This is a genomic window from Moraxella marmotae (assembly GCF_042219885.1).
Lineage (GTDB): Bacteria > Pseudomonadota > Gammaproteobacteria > Pseudomonadales > Moraxellaceae > Moraxella > Moraxella marmotae.
In genome coordinates this window covers 97565-115856 of sequence record NZ_JBHJHR010000002.1, presented here as the reverse complement: position 1 = coordinate 115856, position 18292 = coordinate 97565, and the positions used below count along the sequence as shown (strand labels likewise).

Below are 18292 nucleotides of genomic sequence, written 5' to 3'. Positions count from 1 at the left end.
AATTGGATAACGCAAACTGGCAATACAAAACTGCTAAAACCGCTAAAATTGCCAAATTTTGCAAGCGATGGGCATTGATGTCATTAATAGATAAGCACTTTAAAAAGAACATTTTGCAAATAAACATTTAGATGCTAAATATTTAGATTTTCTAAAATCTGATAATTTGATAAAGTGGTTTGGCGGTTGGCAAGCATTGGTAAATATGAGCAAATCATGATAAGCACATGGACAAATTGGACATAGGTTGGCTGTATGAATTTACAAAAAGTGGATTTAAACTTATTATTTTATTTAGATGTGCTACTGCGTGAAAAAAATGTAACACGAGCGGCAGAGCAGTTGGGCATTACCCAGCCTGCGATGAGTAACATTTTGCGGCGATTGCGTTCGCTGTTTAATGATCCGCTGCTGGTGCGTTCGTCCGAAGGCATGACACCAACCGAGCGAGCTTTTGAGTTGCAGCCACGCATTCGTGAAGTCTTGTCGGACATTACCACATTGCTTGAGCCACGCACCGAGTTTCGCCCTTATAGCACTTCACGAGTGTTTCGCATTATGACCAGCGATTATGCCGAAGCGACTTTGGTTCCCCGCTTGGTCAAGGCACTTAGAAGCGAAGCACCGAATGTGATTTTGGACTTTTTGACGCCATCAGATGTGTCGTATCGTGATATGGAGCAGGGGCGTGTTGATTTGGCGATTAACCGCTTTAATGAGATTCCCCAAAGTTTTCACCAAGTGCTGGTTTGGCGAGATACTTTTAGCTGTCTGTTGTCGGCGGACAGTCCGTATGCCAACCGCTTTAATCTCAAAAACTACCTAAAAGCCCAGCATGTGTGGGTCTCAAAAACTGGCATGGGTGTGGGTTTTGGGGTCAATCCTGAGAAATCTGGCGGTCTTGGCTCAATTGACCAAGCCTTGCAGCGACTGGGACAAAAGCGGCAAATCAGCGTTTTTACTCGCCATTATCAGATGCCTGCGATGCTGGCGGCAAATAAGGATTTGATTGCGACTTTGCCGACTCGTGTGGCACGATTGCAGGCGGATAATAATTCACAAATCATCGTCAAAGAGCCGCCGTTTTTTATTCCTGAATTTGAATTAACCATGGCGTGGTCGCCTTTATTGCAACATCACCCAGCCCATCGTTGGCTCAGACAGCTGATTTTGCATGTGGCTCGCCAAGTAATTGCCGAAGAAGAGCAAGCACTCAAATCAGAGTAAATATTTGGTTCAGAATATATTTGCTGAAATATTGCTAACAAACAAAAATAAAAAAAACTGGTGATGAGCCAGTTTTTTTTATTGCTTAAGATTATTGATTAAAGTTATTAATTAATATTTTAAATCATTTGTCTGATGGTGATGATGGGTGCGATGACAGTCGCTTGTCTTTTTGGTTGGGCAATTGGCTTTGTTCGTCATCAAAGCTGGTCAGTGGTGTAAAGACGATATTATGAATGGGCAGGTTTTCTTTTTGGATAAGTCGCCAGTTGTGCGTACCGCTGTTGCTGATTTGTAGGTAATACTTGGCAGGCGTGGCATCGAGAGCAACTGTGCCAGTGTATTGATTGCCTTGCTGATATGTGATGACAAAATCACGGTCTTTGTTATCATCGGTGGCGTGTGAGATATGCACTGCCAATGTTTTGGGGTAGTCAAGTGCCGTACCATCGCTCAATTGACCACTGTTTAGACTATCTTTGGGGTAATTTAGCTCAAAACTTACTTTGCTGTCGCCATTATCCAAACCGTCAAAACGCATGATGCCCCAAATGCCCAAATCGTGGCTGAGTTTGTCTCGTGAAGCATCTTGGTATAAAGTTTTGCCGTCCATGTACCAATCATCACGCACAGTGGAATCTTGGATTTTTATTGAATAAAAAATAAAAAACAGACAAATCAGCACCACAAACACTGGCAAGCCAATCACAAAAATCAAAACCATGTAATTTTTATACCAAAGGTTGGCTTGTTTGTTGGTGCTTGATGTGGTGTTCATGGGCGTAATCCTAAAAAATCCAAGCCCCATTGTATCACAACAGGGCTTGGATTTTAAGACACTTTTGATTGGCTTTAATATCAATAATAATCATAATGATAAGAATGCCAAAGCGTCGGTTATTTTTCACTTTTCGGTTCGTAGTTAAAGACATCTTGAGCTGAAGCACTGTATTGACCGTCTTTACTGTACACGGTGATGGTAATTGGTGTACTGCCTACCTTGACGATGCTTGGATCGCCGACAATGCTCACTGGCAAGTCGTATGGCTCATTGGCTTGTAGCGGCAGCTGCTTGAAGCGTGAACGCAGTTTCATACCATCACTGCCTTCGGCTTCTAGGCGAACTTGATAAACTTGCTGCTCATCGGTCTTATTGACGATTTTTAGCACATAGCTGTTTTCGACCATACCATCACGGCCGATAGTGGAGATTTGTTTGCGGTCGTGGCGAATTTCCATCTCCAAAGGTGAGCGTCCGACAGCGATTAGGGTTGCTGCCACGATACACGCACCCAGCACGCCGATATAAGCAAAGATACGCCAGCCGATGATTTTGGTTTTTTGTTTTTCGACCAATTGCCGCTCGGTGGTGTAGCGAATCAAGCCACGGGGATAGCCGACTTTGTCCATGATTTCGTTACAAGCATCGATACAGGCGGCACATTGGATACATTCTACTTGCAGACCATCACGAATGTCGATACCTGTTGGGCAAACTTGCACGCACATCGCACAATTGACGCAGTCGCCGTATTCGCCAGCGGCAGTGTCTTTTTTGCGAGCACCACGAGGTTCGCCACGCTCATAATCATAAGAGACAATCAGCGTATCTTTATCAAACATCACCGACTGGAATCGACCATAAGGGCAAATATACACGCACATATGCTCTCGCATATAGCCACCGTTGGTCTGAGTAACAAAGGTGATGAGCAAAAAGAAAATCCATGTCATCTTACCCCAGCCCATAAAGAACAAAGGGTGTCCATTAAAAAACAGATAATCAGTACCGACAATAAAGGCAATAAAAGTCAAGGCCGTCACGGACGAAAACACGCCCCAAATGCAGTGCACAATGAATGTTTTTAGGATTTTTTCGGCATTCCAAGGGGCTTTGTCAAACTTAATGCGTTTGTTGCGGTCGCCGATAATCCACTTTTCGACATGCTGATACAGATGCACATAGATGGTCTGCGGACAAGCATAACCGCACCACACACGCCCAGCATACACCGTCACCATAAACAGCATCAAAGCGGCGATGATAAACACAAAGGCAAAGAAATAAAAATCTTGAGGCATAAAAGTCGCCCCAAAGATATAAAACCTTGGCTGCACCACATCAAAAAGCAACGCCTGTCGCCCATTCCAGCGAATCCACGGTGCAATCAAAAATCCTGCTAAGATTGCATACATGCTAATTAGGCGAATGTTTTGATATTTGCCCTTCACAAAGCGTGGGTGTACACGATGCTTGGTTGCGTCCATATCTTTAGAATGCGGAATGATTTTTTCGGGAGCAGGACGGGGCTTTTTCTTGGGTTTTTGTTCTTCTGACATAAGGGATACCTTGGCTTATCGCCTATGATAAGATTGTGTTAAATAAAATCTTAAGGCATGGCTCGGTAATGGCATATCCGCCCACAAAGGCAGGATAGCGGCATGATAACAATATGACGACTGGCGAATGCTATTGGCATCGTCGTTTAGAATTGTCGTTTGGATATATTATCACTTTTTGTAGGGTTTTGGTATTTATTTTGTGCTTTTGCCAGTCATGATGATATTTATTGATTTAAATTTATAAAAAAAATCTTAACAATTATCTTGGCTTACCATAAAACCCCAAAAAGCCACTCTACCAAGCTGTGATAACTTATTTGATGATAAATATTTATTCAAATAAAACTAAGCACGATAGGGTGGTATCAATCTAAAATTAGGCAAAGCTTAAAATTCAGTCATTGCCAAAATCTGCTTAAATAAAGCCTTTTGTTCTTGGCTTGGTTTGGCGGATTGTAGTGCCATCACTTGCGTCATGTCGCCATCGATGCGAATTTTGCCGACCATAAAGGCTTCAATGGCTTGGTTGATGTCGCCTGTTTTGATAATTTGTAACAAAGTATCGCCATCAATCGTGATGGTGCTGATGGCGTCATCAATCGCACCTTGAGCGATTTTACCGTCTTTTAGGTGTAGCTCGGCATTGGTGTCGCCAGTCACTTTTAGGTTTAATAAAATGGCGGCAAGATTGGGCGGCAGATTAAGGGCATCGGTGGCAGCGTTTAGCTCGCTGACTTTATCAAACCAATCTTGACTTAGAAACTTTGCCATAAATTTTTCCTTTTACTATTATTTATTAAGAATAAAATAAATTGCGTGTCTAATTTTTGAGTATTTTTGGTAATTGTGGCAAAATATCACCAAATCAAACATCACCCAAATTGGCATATTATAAAACAAAAATCCCAGTGATTGTTGCTGAATTTACCAAAAGTTATTTTAATGAAAACAATTTTTATGATGTTTTATGATAAATTTGATTTGGTGGGGCAAATCTTTACAAATTTTTACAAAAAACAGCGAATTGAGCCAATTTGACCAACTTTTATCAAAATCAGGTATCAAAATCAAGCGACAAAAGTAGGTAATAAGCAGATAAATTGTCCAAATCATCGGCGTTTTTTGATAAAAAATCAGATAATATTGCCAAAAAATTTCAATATTTTTACAAAATATACCCAAAAATTACATTTGTGTTGTATAATAAGGCGTGAAAAACTTCTGACAATACCATATTGTCAGTATGGATATATTTGGTGGTGGCGTTATTGCCATGCCGCCTGACGCAAGCCAAGCAATGAGCAAGCCAAGCAAGCACGGAATCAGGCGTTTTTGGAAAATTTCAAAAATTTGCTATTATTCCATAGAAAAAATAAGGATTTTTTCATTTTTGCTGGTCTGAATTGATGATATTTGCTTGACTTTGCGTTACAATAGACACACAAGATCAAAGCAAGGGCGATTTTTACTTATTTTGGACATTCAATTTGGTAAATTGCCAAGCTAAATAAATCGGGCTGCACAGGAAAATATCCAATGAGTCTATACAAATCAGCAGTAGCCCCATTATCCGTTGATCATGAATATGAAATCACCATTGTGCGATTTTTTACGATCATGGCGGTGTTTTGGGGTATCGTTGGCATGGCTGTGGGTGTATTTATTGCATCACAGTTGGCATGGCCAGTATTAAATTTTGACACTTCATGGCTATCTTTTGGACGCTTAAGACCGTTACACACCAATGCGGTGATTTTTGCGTTTGGGGGATCGGCTCTTTTTGCAACATCTTACTATATTGTTCAGCGTACCTGTAAAACCAGATTGTTTGCACCATATTTGGCATGGTTTACCTTTTGGGGTTGGCAAGCCATTATTGTTGCGGCGGTGATTACATTGCCACTGGGTATCACATCAGCCAAAGAATATGCCGAATTGGAATGGCCAATTGACATTTTCTTGGCGATTGTTTGGGTGGCTTATGCGGTTGTATTTTTTGGTACAATCATCAAACGCCAAACTTCGCACATTTATGTAGCGAACTGGTTCTTTGCTGCGTTCATCATCACCATTGCATTGCTACACATTGTCAATAGCTTTGCCATTCCAGTCGGATTGTTCAAGTCTTACTCGCTGTTTGGCGGTGCAACAGACGCTATGGTTCAATGGTGGTATGGTCATAACGCCGTAGGTTTCTACTTGACCGCTGCATTCCTTGGTATGATGTATTACTTCATTCCTGTGCAAGTGGGTCGCCCTGTTTATTCATATCGCTTGTCAATCGTTCACTTCTGGGCGTTGATTGCGTCTTATATGTGGGCAGGTGGTCACCATCTACATTATTCAGCACTGCCTGACTGGACTCAGTCTTTGGGTATGGTGTTCTCGCTAATCCTATTTGCACCTTCTTGGGGCGGTATGATTAACGGTGTACTAACACTGTCTGGCAGCTGGGATAAACTACGCACAGACCCTATCATTCGTTTCTTGATTGTGGCATTGTCATTCTATGCGATGAGTACCTTTGAAGGTCCAATGCTGTCAATCAAAGCGGTGAACGCCATCAGCCATAACACTGACTGGACAGTTGGCCATGTGCATTCAGGTGCATTGGGCTGGGTTGGTATGATTACCATCGGCTCTATCTATGTACTGTTGCCACGCATCTTTAGCAAAGCAAAAATGTATTCAACCAGCTTGATTACTTTGCACTTTTGGCTGGCAACCACAGGTACGGTATTGTACATTGTTGCCTTGTGGATCTCGGGTATTACCCAAGGTATGATGTGGCGTGCAACCAACCCAGACGGTACTTTGGCGTATGACTTTATCCAAACGGTTGTGGTATCACACTGGCCGTATGTGGTGCGTGCGTTGGGTGGTGCATTGTATGTGGCAGGTATGTTTGTGATGGCTTATAACTGCTATCGTACCATCAAGATGCCGGGCGTTGTTGAGCCAGCTGCTAAGCCAGAGCAAGCCACTGACAGCGAACAAGCAACTGCACAAGCATAAGGGGTAAACAATGTCAAAAATCACTCACGAATTGGTAGAGAAAAACACAGGTTTACTCGTCATCTTTATCGTTATCGCCGTCAGTTTTGCGACACTGGTTGAAATTGTCCCACTGATTTATGATGAGACAGTCGCCGAAGAAGGTGGTGTGAATAAACCTTTGCCAAATATGCGTCCTTGGACGGCATTGGAGATCGAAGGTCGAGACATCTACATCAGAGAAGGTTGCCATGTGTGCCATACGCAGATGATTCGCCCATTGCGTGCCGAAGTTGAGCGTTATGGACCATACAGCCGTGCTGCAGAATCTTCTTGGGACCACCCATTCTTGTGGGGTTCTAAGCGTACAGGTCCTGATTTGGCACGAGTCGGCGGTCGCTACTCAGACCAGTGGCATATTGACCACTTGACCAACCCACGATCTGTTGTGCCAGAATCTGTCATGCCTTCTTATCCTTGGCTTGCCAAAAACGAAGTTAATGGCACCAAGGTGCAAGAAAAAATGCGTCTATTTAAAGAGCGTTTTGGCTTGCCATATACAGATGAAGACATCGAGAAAGCACCTGACCAAGTTCAGGGTGCAACCGAGCTTGATGCCGTTGTTGCTTACTTGCAGCAGTTGGGTATTGCAATGCAAGGTCAACGCTAATGAATTGGGGCGTTTTGCATAGTATCGCAACCGTATCGGCATTTGTCGCCTTTATTGGAGTTGCGTGGTGGGCATATTCACCAAAAAATAAAAAACGCTTTGAAGAAGACGCACAACTTGCGCTAGATGACAGAGATACTCAAACTCTGTCATCAGATCAGCGCACTAAGGATATACAATGAGCTTTTTTTGGAGTTCTTGGATCACTGTCTTATCGTTAGGCTGTTGGTTGGCTATCTTTGGCGTGTTGGTATGGACGCTAAAATCCAAGCCTACGCTAGAAGATGACGGCACGACAGGCCATGTTTATGATGGTATTCAAGAGTATGATAAACCACTACCAAAGTGGTGGTTGGTGATTTTCTTTGGTACTTTGATTTGGGGTTTGGGCTATTTTGTGCTATTCCCATCAATCCAGCCAGCATCATGGAAAGGTGTAACCACCGTTGAAGTGGACGGCCAGCAAGTATCTTGGACATCTGCCAACGAATTAAATAGTCAGCTACAAGCCAACAACCGTGTATTTACTGAAAACTTTGAGCAAAATATCCTAGCAAATGCAGGTGCAAGTGAAGCAACAGTCGTATTGGCAAAACTAAACGAACTGCAATCACAGCGTAAAGTTGGCGAAGACAACTCTGATTTGCAATCTCAAATTGATGAGCAAATCAAACTGTTGGCACCTTATGTAGATAAGTTGGCCGCAGATCCACAAGCCCAAAAAATCGGTGGTCGTCTGTTTCTACAAAACTGTGCTTTGTGCCATGGCTCGAACGCCAAAGGTGCAACAGGTTATCCGAACTTGACCGATGATGATTGGTTGTATGGTGGCAATGCAGATCAAATCTTGCTAACCATTCATAATGGTCGTGGTCATGCAGATGCAATGTCAATGCCAGCATGGCAAAAAGATTTGGGTGAAGCAGGCGTTAAAGCCGCTGCCGAATATGTCCTAAACATTTCTGGCAACCAAAATGACTACACCCTAGATCAGGCAAAAGTTGCTCAAGGTAAAGCAATCTTTGATAGCAAATGTGCTGCATGTCACGGTGCTGATGGCAAAGGCCAAATCGCTGTGGGTGCGCCGAACTTGACCGATGATATTTGGCTATTTGGCGGCGATAAAGAAACTATCCAAACCACCATTCGCCATGGTCGTACTGGTATCATGCCTGCATGGCAATCCAAACTGGGTAATGAGCGTATCATGCTGCTGGCAGCCTATGTCCGTTCTTTATCTCAAGTTGAAGAGCAATAATTGCTGATATTGCCAAAAGCAAAAAAAAAGGGTCGCAGCTTGCGGCTCTTTTTTATGGCAGATTAATAAGAGCAAGCATAGGAATAAGTTGTCGCATTGCTTGCTTGTGTCATGGCTAAATTTTGCGGACTTAAAACTGCCAAAATACAAAAAATTTCCCCAAAACCCCTATATTTTTTTGGTGATTTTTAGTAAAATTCTACTTTACCAGCAACCGATGCATGATTATGACTACTAAATTTATCTTTGTAACTGGCGGCGTTGTTTCATCTCTTGGCAAGGGTATCGCCGCCGCATCAATTGCCGCCGTTTTGGAAGCTCGTGGCCTAAAAGTTACCATGACCAAAATGGATCCTTATATTAATGTCGATCCGGGTACGATGAGTCCATTCCAGCATGGCGAAGTCTTTGTTACCGAAGATGGTGCAGAGACCGATTTGGACTTGGGCTATTATGAGCGGTTTTTGCGTCGCTCAAAAATGAGCAAAGCCAACAACTTTACCAGCGGTCGCATTTACCAAACTGTACTTGCCAAAGAGCGTCGTGGCGATTATTTAGGCGGCACGGTGCAGGTTATTCCGCACATCACCGATGAGATTAAGCACAAAATCCGTGCCAGTGGCGAAGGCTATGACATTGCCATCATCGAAATTGGCGGTACGGTGGGTGATATTGAAAGTTTGCCATTTATGGAAGCGGTTCGCCAAATGCAAGTGGAGCTGGGCAGTGCCAATTCACTATTGATGCATTTGACGCTTGTACCGTACATTACATCAGCAGGCGAGTCAAAAACCAAGCCAACCCAACACTCGGTCAAAGAGCTGCGTTCGATTGGCTTGCAGCCCGATGTGTTGATTTGTCGCTCGGAGCATAGCATTTCAGAAGACAATCGCCAAAAAATCGCTTTGTTTACCAATGTCGAAACTCGTGGCGTGATTTTGTGCGAAGATGCCAAGTCGATTTATCAGATTCCACGCCGTTTTTATGAGCAGAATTTGGACGATTTGATTTGTGAACGCTTTGGCATTCAAGCACCTGAAGCGGATCTATCCGATTGGGATCAGGTGGTTGATGACTTGTTTAACTCACAAGGCGAAATCGTGGTGGCGATGGTTGGCAAATATGTTGAGTTGCCTGATGCGTATAAATCGGTCAATGAAGCGTTGTTGCACGCTGGCATTTATAACAAAACCAAAGTGCGTATCCAGTACATCAGTGCCGAAAGTCTAGAGATAGATGATCAAGCGGTTAAAGCCTTGGACGATGTCGATGCGATTTTGGTACCGGGTGGTTTTGGTGAGCGTGGCACACTTGGTAAAATGAAAGCCATTCAATATGCCCGTGAAAATAACAAGCCATTTTTGGGCATTTGCCTAGGTATGCAGTTGGCAGTGATTGAATTTGCTCGCAATGTTCTGGGCTTGGAAGCAAATTCCACTGAATTTGATCGTAAAACCGCCAATCCAATCATTGGTCTGATTACCGAATGGTTCGACGAAAAGGGCGAATTGCAAATCCGCTCAGACGACAGCGATTTGGGCGGTACGATGCGTCTGGGTGCTCAAGAAGCGGAATTGGTCAGTGGTTCAAAATTGGCAAAAATCTATGGTGCTAAAAACATCACCGAGCGTCATCGCCACCGCTATGAGATGAATAACCGTTACATTGAGCCGCTAGAGACAGCAGGCATGACAATTTCTGGCTATTCTGCCAAGCAGCATTTGGTTGAGTCGATTGAAATTAATGACCACCCTTGGTTTGTTGCGGTGCAGTATCACCCAGAATTTACCAGCTCGCCACGGGGCGGACATCCGTTGTTTAACAGCTTTATCAAAGCGGCAATCGATGTGAAAAATCGTTAAATCAAAAGCACATCAAGCCAGTTCTTGATGTGCTTTTTTGTTATTTTGGGTGTTTTTAGTCGCAGTTGGTAGTATAATACAAGCTCGGCATTGCCGATTTTGTGCCAATGATGATAATTTTTAAGGATTTTGACATGACACAGTCAATGACCGCTGCTCAATCGACAGTTTCTGTATCAGGCATTGAAATTGCCAACGACAAGCCATTTGTGTTGTTTGGTGGCATGAATGTGCTTGAAAGTCGTGAATTGGCGTTTGAAATTGCCGAGCAATACATTGAAATTTGCCAACGGCTGAACATTGGCTATGTGTTTAAGGCAAGTTTTGATAAGGCCAACCGCTCAAGTCTGCATTCATTTCGTGGCCCTAGCCTTGAGACAGGTTTGACATGGCTAAATGACATCAAAGAAACTTATCAAGTCCCCATCATCACCGATGTGCATGAGCCATACCAAGCTGCCCCTGTGGCAAAAGTGGCCGATGTGCTACAACTGCCAGCATTTTTATCACGCCAAACCGATTTGGTGAGTGCTATCGCTCGCACAGGCAAGGTGATTAATGTCAAAAAAGCACAGTTTTTGGCACCGCACGAGATGCGTCATATCATCAACAAATGCCTAGAAGCTGGCAATGATCAAATCATTCTTTGTGAGCGCGGTTCGGCATTTGGTTATAACAATCTGGTTGTTGATATGCTGGGCTTTGAGACGATGAAGGCGATGAATGTGCCAGTGTTTTTTGATGTTACCCATGCCCTACAAGAACCGGGGGCTCGTGCCGACAGTGCAGGCGGTCGCCGACATCAAATCACTACTTTGGCAAGAGCTGGCATGGCGACAGGCTTGGCAGGTTTATTCCTTGAAGCACACCCAGATCCAGACAAGGCAAAATGTGATGGCCCAAGTGCATTGAGATTGGATCAGCTTGAGCCATTTTTAACCCAACTTAAGCAGCTTGATGACTTGGTCAAAGGCTTTGAATCGTTGGATACCAAATAATCCAAAATAACCCAAATCGCTTTAACCATCAAGCACCAAGTAATTAGCTCATAAATAATTTGGTTTAAATACGCCAAATTATTTATCAATAATCATTAATCAAATGGGAGTTGTTATGTACGCTGAAGATACCAAAAATGTTGTAGAAATCAAAGATATTATTGCTCGTGAAATTTTGGATTCTCGTGGCAATCCAACCATCGAAGCTGATGTGATTCTTGCCAATGGCATCTGCGGCCGTGCAGCAGCCCCAAGCGGTGCATCAACTGGCTCTCGTGAAGCATTGGAGCTTAGAGATGGCGATGCGGCTCGTTATTTGGGCAAGGGCGTCAAAAAAGCCGTGGCAAATGCCAATAGCCAAATTCGCACGGCATTGCTGGATAAAGATGTTACCAAACAAACCGAAATTGACAACATTTTGATTGAGCTTGACGGCACAGAAAATAAAGGCAATATGGGTGCGAATGCGATGTTGGCAGTGTCTTTGGCAGCAGCAAAAGCGGCAGCATTGTCGCAGTCTTTGCCACTGCACCAATATATCGCAAATTTGCGTGGTCAAACTTCACTAACCATGCCTGTGCCGATGATGAATATCCTAAATGGCGGTGCGCATGCCGATAACACCGTGGATATCCAAGAATTTATGATTGAGCCAGTGGGCTTTACTTCGTTTTCTGAAGCATTGCGTGCAGGTACAGAGATTTTTCATGCCCTAAAATCGGTACTAAAAGCTCAAGGGCTAAATACGGCGGTGGGCGATGAAGGCGGCTTTGCTCCAAATTTACGCTCTAACGAAGAAGCCATCACGGTCATCATGCAGGCGATTGATAAGGCAGGCTACAAAGCAGGTCAAGACATTTTCTTAGCACTAGACTGTGCATCGTCTGAGTTTTATAAAGATGGCCAGTATATTTTGGCAGGCGAAGGCAACAAAGCCTTTGACAGCCAAGGTTTTAGCGATTATTTAACACACCTTTGCAATCAATATCCAATCATCTCTATCGAAGACGGCTTGGACGAGAGCGATTGGGACGGTTGGGCTTATCTCACCAAACAACTGGGCAATAAAGTTCAGTTGGTGGGCGATGATTTGTTTGTTACCAATCCAAAAATCCTACAAGAAGGCATTGATAAACACATTGCCAACGCCATTTTGATTAAATTTAACCAAATCGGTACTTTGAGCGAAACTTTGGACGCCATCTATTTGGCAAAACAAAACGGCTATGCAACCATCATCAGCCATCGCTCTGGCGAAACCGAAGACAGCACCATTGCTGACTTGGCGGTCGGTACTGCTGCAGGTCAAATCAAAACTGGCTCACTGTGCCGCTCTGACCGTGTGGCAAAATACAACCAGTTGCTACGCATCGAGCAGCAAGTGCGTGCCGCTTACCGTGGCCGTGAAGAGTTTATCGGTTTGCGTGGCTGATGCTGTGCCAAACATTCACTAATTTGTTAGGAAAATCATTGTGGCAAATATCACCAAATCGTTGGTACGCATGACGGCAGGCAAATTTGGCTATGCGCTTGCCATTGTGCTTGCCACAATGATGCTGCTATTGCTGTCTTATCAATATTGGTATGGCGAATATGGCCATAATAATTTGCTCAGTATTAAAGACAAACTACAAGAACAGATTAAGCTGAATGAAGAGCAGGCCTATAAAAACAGCATTTTATTGGCCGATGTCAAGGATCTTAAATCTGGCCTGTCTGCTATCGAAGAGCATGCACGGTTGGATTTGGGGTTGATTAAGCGTGGCGAAACTTTTATCCAGCTGTCCAATGCTCCGATTGTGTACTCACACCAACCAATGCCTAAGGTCGAAGAAGAGATTGAGTCGGTGGATATGCTGCCAGAGCCAGTTACGGTTGATTGATGGGCATTTTGCCACAAATTTAGCATCGGTTTTGATATTCAAACTGCGATAATTCAGACATTTCGCCAAAATATTTTGGCGATTTTTATTATCTGGCAATTTACCCAAAGACTCTACTAAAGGCGCCATCAAAAGTGTTGCCGACAACTTTTGCCCACAAGTTTTAAAAAATTTAGCCAAACGGTTTATCCGACACATTGCCAAAAACATCATCTGACAACTTATGAAACAACCCATCATTTACCCACTGATTGTGGCAGCAGGCACTGGCTCACGCTTTGGTGCTGACAAACCCAAGCAATATCTGAGCATCTGCGGTAAGACAGTGCTTGAGCATAGCATTGCACGGTTAAATCATCGCAAATTTGACTCGCTGACTTTGGTGCTGTCTGCCGATGATGCTTATGCCGATGCTTTGATGCCCAAATTTAGGGCATCATTTACTGGGCAGATTCATCATGCCATCGGTGGGGCGGAGCGTTGGCAATCGGTGATGAATGGCTTGGCGATGATATGTGAGCTGGGTGGCGGTGATGATGATTGGGTGCTGATTCATGATGCCGCTCGCCCTTGTTTACCCAGTGCGGATTTGGATAATTTGATTGCTAAAATTGAGACTGGCGATGATATGCAGGCGGTGATTTTGGCGACGGCAGTGGTTGATACGCTAAAATACGCCAAAAATCATCGCATTGAACATACGGTAAATCGTGAGCATCTGTGGCAAGCACTGACGCCGCAAGCCTTTAAAATCGGCACGCTAAAAGCGGCTTTTCGCCATGTGCTTGATACCAAAAACCCCATCACAGATGAAGCGTCGGCGTGTGAGATGATGGGCGTGCCAGTGCATATCGTGCCAGCATCTCGCATGAATATCAAGCTGACCTATGCCGATGATTTGCCATTGATTCAAAATATTCTTAGCGGCATGACACCATCAGGGTAACGGCGTGCTGGTTTGGTTGTTTGTTATCGTTGCCATCGTTGTACTGGCGACACTGGGCGTTCTAGGGCAGTTTGCTTTAGATGACACGCTGATGGCGTTATTTACCAGTGCTTGGTTTGATGGCATAACGCTGCTTGCGGTGGTGATGCTGTTTGCTGGATTTTGGCTTTTGCCACGCTGTTTGGCTTATTGCAGCATTTGCCAGAGTTTGACAACAAAAGCTGATTTGACAAAAGCGATTTTAGCAAAAGCCAATTTACCAAAAATCAATCGGATAAAACCGACCAAGCTTGGCTGGATAAGCAAGGTTTTAAGTTGCCTACCGTCTTTGTTTCGTCCCGTGGTTTGGCTGCGTGCTTTGTGTTTGCTTGCGATTGTGCTGTTGTTTGTGCTACGGGCGATGTCGGCACATTTTGATTATGAGCAGCATGCCGTCAAATCTCGCTATATTGTCAGTGCCACCGCTTTAATCACCGCCATCAGCGATGGCGTTTATGAGCCAGCATTGGGCAGTAGCTATCGGCAAATGGCGGTGATTAGCGATGTCAAACCTGCCGAATTGTCCGATTTGCCAGCCAATGCCTTGGCGGTGATTAATCCTTTTTTGGACAACCAGTCGCTGTCTATCAATGATACCGATAAGCCAAGCCAAGACAATGCAAGCAACAAAGAGACGACTGCCAACGATGGCTCAAATCATCATAATCCACCGCAGCAGCATGCACTAGAAGGCATCACCGTACTGATGTCAGCCAATCCAAATTTTACCAAAACAGACTTAAGCAATCTTAAACAAATAACGCCTGCCAGCCAAGTGGCGGTTAAGCTGCTGATTACGCCAGCTACTCAAGACAAATCCGCCAGTGGCTTTGATAGCAATCAATGGCTACGAACACGCCACATTCATGCCAATGCCCAGATTTTGGCGATGGGTGAAGTAGAGCCTTTAGATGGCAATGGTATATCACAGCGATTTTTGCTGTCGCTTGAGAGTTTTCGCCAAAAGCTGCGGACGCATTTTTATCAAGACTGGCTACAACTGGACTTATCGCAAGCACAAGCCAAGGCGGTAACGCTCAGTTTATTGACTGGCGATCGTGCCTTGATTGACAAACCAACCAAGGACTTGTATCAGCTGGCAGGCATTTCGCATTTGCTTGCTATTTCTGGTACGCATGTGCTGTTTTTGGCGATGATTTTGGCAGGATTGGCGACACGGATTTTTGATCGCTTTGCTTTGGCAGCATACCAGCGTGTCCCAAAGTGGCAGCTGCGTATGATGATTATGGTGGCTGCCAGCGTGATTTATGCGTTATTTACTGGCTTTGATGTGCCAGCGGTGCGTACGGTGTATATGCTGATGGCAGTGTGGGTGGTGCGGTATTTTGCTTTGCCAGTCGGCACGATAACAACGCTGGCAGCGGTCGCTTTGTTGATGACATGGCAAGATCCGTATGTGCTTTGGCAGGCAGGTTTTTGGCTGTCGTTCATTGCGGTGCTGCTACTGGTGCGGTATGCATTATCCGAGCTGGATTTGCCCATGAGCCAAGCAAATGCCATTGCACAAGGGCGATGGTTGGTGATTTGGCGGCGATTTTGTCAGGCGACCAAGCTGCAATTTTGGCTGTTTTTTGCGATGCTGCCTTTGACGGTGTTGTTATTTGGCAAGGTGCCGCTGTGGGGTTTGTTGGTCAATTTATTTGCCATTGAATTGTTTGGTTTGGTCGTTGTGCCGATAAATCTCTTGGCAGGGGTGCTGTTTGCGTTTTCCCCAAGTTTATCAGATGCATTGTGGTCGATTTCAACGAGCATATTGCACTTTTTGCACGAAACTTTGGCAGTGGGGCTGGGTACGCATTTGGGCGTTATCAGTGCATGGTTGTATGCACCGTTTGGCATGGTGGGGTTTATGCTATGCTTTATTGTGCTGATGATTTTATTGTTGCCCAAGTTATTTTCTCGCTGGCTGCTTGCGTTACCGATGACAGCATTGCTGCTGGTGGCTTTTCGCCCCAGTGATGATGGGCTACAATTAATTGCCCTAAAAAGCGACACGCCCAATGTGATGCAGCTGCTGATTCGTCAGCACGGTCAGCAGGGCGTGCATCAATGGCTGATATTGAGCGATATGGGCGTTAAGCGGCTTCGAGCCAATCATGCCGATGTGCTGATTGACCAGCTACACCGCCAAGGTGTTGGGCGTCAAGGGCTAGATGGCATTATTGTCCAAAGCCCCAGTCCGATCTTTATGCCACTGGTGGGGCAACTGGCAAATGAGCTGTCGGTGCATCGTTATTGGCAGGCAGGGCGACACGAGTCTTTGGCAAATATTCGCCATGAGCCGTGCGATGCTGGCAAAAGTTGGCAGGCGGAAGGCTTGCAGATTCGTGCTTTGACAGGCTGGCGGCAAATTGATGATGGAGAAATGCAGCATTGCGAGCTTGAAATTGTCAGCGATCATTTGCCAAAATTTTCATGGCAAACCGACGATGGCACTGACAATCCAAATGATGATTTGACTAAGATTTCAGATAAAAGCGACAAATCAGGCACACAGCTGATTATCAGTAGCAGCAGGCAGCCCAAGCTGTGGCAATTGTGGGCGATGCTGTGCCAAGAAGATTTGTCCATTGATTTGCCCAATCATTTTGCCCAGACGATTTGGTTGGGGACGACGCAGTCGGCTGATATTGATGATGAATCAATAGCGGCAAAACTGCACGCCACACAAAAGCACTATATTGATGATTAGACAATGATGGCTAAGCATCAACAATTAAACAGCGATTAAACAGTGATTAAACAACGATGGTCAAATATCAATGAGCAAATATCGATGGTCAAACATTGGTGATTGATTTGTCAAAAGCGGTGTGTTATTGTGGTGATAGTTTTAAGAGTTTTAGCTACCAATCATAGTAATTAATTTAAAATATTCATTAAAATAAGGTGAACAATATGGCATGGCCACCCAATCCGAACAAATCCCCCGAGCAGCTCCCAAATCCTGACACGCCAATGTCCGCACCCAGACAGGGCGAAGAATGGCGATTGCTCGAAAAAACTTTATTAGCCAGCATTGAAGAACAAAAATCCAGCCGCCGCTGGTCGATTTTCTTTAAATTGCTGACCTTTGTGTATTTGCTTTTTATTGTTGTGGCCATGGGTTTTGGTTGCAGTGGCAGCTCATCATTTGAAAGCGTCGGCATGCACGAGCCACACATTGCCGTGGTTGATGTTACTGGCGTGATTGCCGACAGCAGCGATGCCAATGCCAAAAACATCGGCGATTCTTTGACGCAGGCCTTTGAAAATGAGCAAGCCAAAGCCGTGGTGCTAAATATCAATTCACCAGGTGGTTCACCAGTGCAGTCTGATGAAATTTGGCAAACGGCGATGGATTTACGCAGCGAATACCCAGACAAAAAACTGTACGCCGTCATTGGCGACATGGGGGCTTCAGGGGCGTATTATATCGCTTCGGCTGCCGATGAGATTTGGGTCAATCCGTCCAGTTTGGTCGGCTCAATTGGCGTGATTATGTCAGGTTATAACATCGAAGAGCTGATGCAAAAAGCGGGCGTTAAAGACCGCACCATGACCGCAGGTGAGTACAAGGACATTTTGAGCATCAGCCGTGAGATGACCGCCGATGAACGATTGCATGTGCAAAAGCTGCTGGACACCACACACCAAAATTTCATCAATGCTGTCAAAAAAGGCCGTGGCAATAAACTAAAAAATCCTGAACAAAATCAGTTATTTAGCGGTTTATTTTGGACAGGTAAAGATGCTGTGGCATTGGGGCTTGCCGATAAAACTGGCGGCATCAATCAGCTTAAAAAATCACTGGATTTGGACACGGTGGATTATAGCTATGTCAATCCGATGAATAAGATTTTTGATCGCTTTGGCGTGCAAGTCGGCAAAGGCTTGGGCGAAGGGCTGAAATTTAGCCTAACCAAGCAGCAAGGCGAACTCCAATAAGCCCATCAAGCGACACACTAAAAAACAATCCATTATTAGCATGGATTGTTTTTTTTGATAAAAATTTAACGCCATGCCGTCCAAATTGTTTAATCGCAATCGCAGGCATGGCAAATTATCAACT

General features: G+C 44.5%; 15 protein-coding genes. 12 read left to right on the top strand and 3 right to left on the bottom strand.

The features are described from left to right. The first annotated feature begins 255 nt into the window (after positions 1-255). Positions 256-1227, top strand: a complete 972-nt coding sequence (locus ACFBZI_RS00775; protein ID WP_375714572.1) for a LysR family transcriptional regulator — start codon at positions 256-258, stop codon at positions 1225-1227. Between the two features lie 124 nt (positions 1228-1351). Here the strand turns inward: ACFBZI_RS00775 and ACFBZI_RS00770 are convergent, their stop codons facing one another. The 3 genes from ACFBZI_RS00770 to ACFBZI_RS00760 form a co-directional block, all read right to left on the bottom strand. Further along, the gene (locus ACFBZI_RS00770; RefSeq protein ID WP_375714571.1) at positions 1352-2005 is read right to left on the bottom strand and encodes a FixH family protein; all 654 of its coding nucleotides are present in this window, start codon (positions 2003-2005) and stop codon (positions 1352-1354) included. Positions 2006-2124: 119 nt separating this feature from the next. Beyond that, positions 2125-3567, bottom strand: a complete 1443-nt coding sequence (ccoG, locus tag ACFBZI_RS00765) for a cytochrome c oxidase accessory protein CcoG (RefSeq protein ID WP_375714570.1) — start codon at positions 3565-3567, stop codon at positions 2125-2127. 390 nt (positions 3568-3957) lie between these two features. Further along, entirely contained in the window at positions 3958-4341 is a 384-nt protein-coding gene (locus ACFBZI_RS00760; RefSeq protein ID WP_375714569.1) for an SCP2 sterol-binding domain-containing protein, read from the bottom strand. A gap of 765 nt (positions 4342-5106) precedes the next feature. Between ACFBZI_RS00760 and ccoN the strand changes: the two genes are divergently transcribed. The 11 genes from ccoN (at position 5107) to sppA (ending at position 18168) form a co-directional block, all read left to right on the top strand. After that, entirely contained in the window at positions 5107-6585 is a 1479-nt protein-coding gene (ccoN, locus tag ACFBZI_RS00755; protein WP_375714568.1) for a cytochrome-c oxidase, cbb3-type subunit I, read from the top strand. 10 nt (positions 6586-6595) lie between these two features. Next, positions 6596-7234: a cytochrome-c oxidase, cbb3-type subunit II gene (ccoO, locus tag ACFBZI_RS00750; RefSeq protein WP_446221231.1), complete on the top strand. Its 639-nt coding sequence runs from the start codon at positions 6596-6598 to the stop codon at positions 7232-7234. Beyond that, entirely contained in the window at positions 7234-7416 is a 183-nt protein-coding gene (locus ACFBZI_RS00745; RefSeq protein WP_375714567.1) for a cbb3-type cytochrome oxidase subunit 3, read from the top strand. Before ccoO ends, ACFBZI_RS00745 begins: the two co-directional genes overlap by 1 nt. Beyond that, on the top strand, positions 7413-8492 hold the full coding sequence (gene ccoP, locus ACFBZI_RS00740; RefSeq protein ID WP_375714566.1) for a cytochrome-c oxidase, cbb3-type subunit III: 1080 nt from the start codon (positions 7413-7415) through the stop codon (positions 8490-8492). Before ACFBZI_RS00745 ends, ccoP begins: the two co-directional genes overlap by 4 nt. A 227-nt stretch (positions 8493-8719) precedes the next feature. Further along, positions 8720-10354, top strand: a complete 1635-nt coding sequence (gene pyrG, locus ACFBZI_RS00735) for a CTP synthase (protein ID WP_375714565.1) — start codon at positions 8720-8722, stop codon at positions 10352-10354. 146 nt (positions 10355-10500) lie between these two features. After that, entirely contained in the window at positions 10501-11352 is an 852-nt protein-coding gene (gene kdsA / locus ACFBZI_RS00730; protein WP_375716274.1) for a 3-deoxy-8-phosphooctulonate synthase, read from the top strand. Between the two features lie 115 nt (positions 11353-11467). Continuing rightward, positions 11468-12784: a phosphopyruvate hydratase gene (gene eno, locus ACFBZI_RS00725; protein ID WP_375714564.1), complete on the top strand. Its 1317-nt coding sequence runs from the start codon at positions 11468-11470 to the stop codon at positions 12782-12784. Between the two features lie 40 nt (positions 12785-12824). Then, on the top strand, positions 12825-13235 hold the full coding sequence (locus ACFBZI_RS00720) for an FtsB family cell division protein (RefSeq protein ID WP_375714563.1): 411 nt from the start codon (positions 12825-12827) through the stop codon (positions 13233-13235). 223 nt (positions 13236-13458) lie between these two features. Next, a complete protein-coding gene (gene ispD, locus ACFBZI_RS00715; protein ID WP_375714562.1) occupies positions 13459-14181 on the top strand; it encodes a 2-C-methyl-D-erythritol 4-phosphate cytidylyltransferase in 723 nt (240 codons plus the stop codon). Positions 14182-14185: 4 nt separating this feature from the next. Continuing rightward, positions 14186-16933, top strand: coding sequence for a ComEC/Rec2 family competence protein (locus ACFBZI_RS00710; protein WP_375714561.1), 2748 nt, complete (start codon positions 14186-14188; stop codon positions 16931-16933). A 206-nt stretch (positions 16934-17139) separates the two neighbouring features. Beyond that, positions 17140-18168, top strand: a complete 1029-nt coding sequence (sppA, locus tag ACFBZI_RS00705) for a signal peptide peptidase SppA (RefSeq protein WP_375714560.1) — start codon at positions 17140-17142, stop codon at positions 18166-18168. Positions 18169-18292 lie beyond the last annotated feature (124 nt).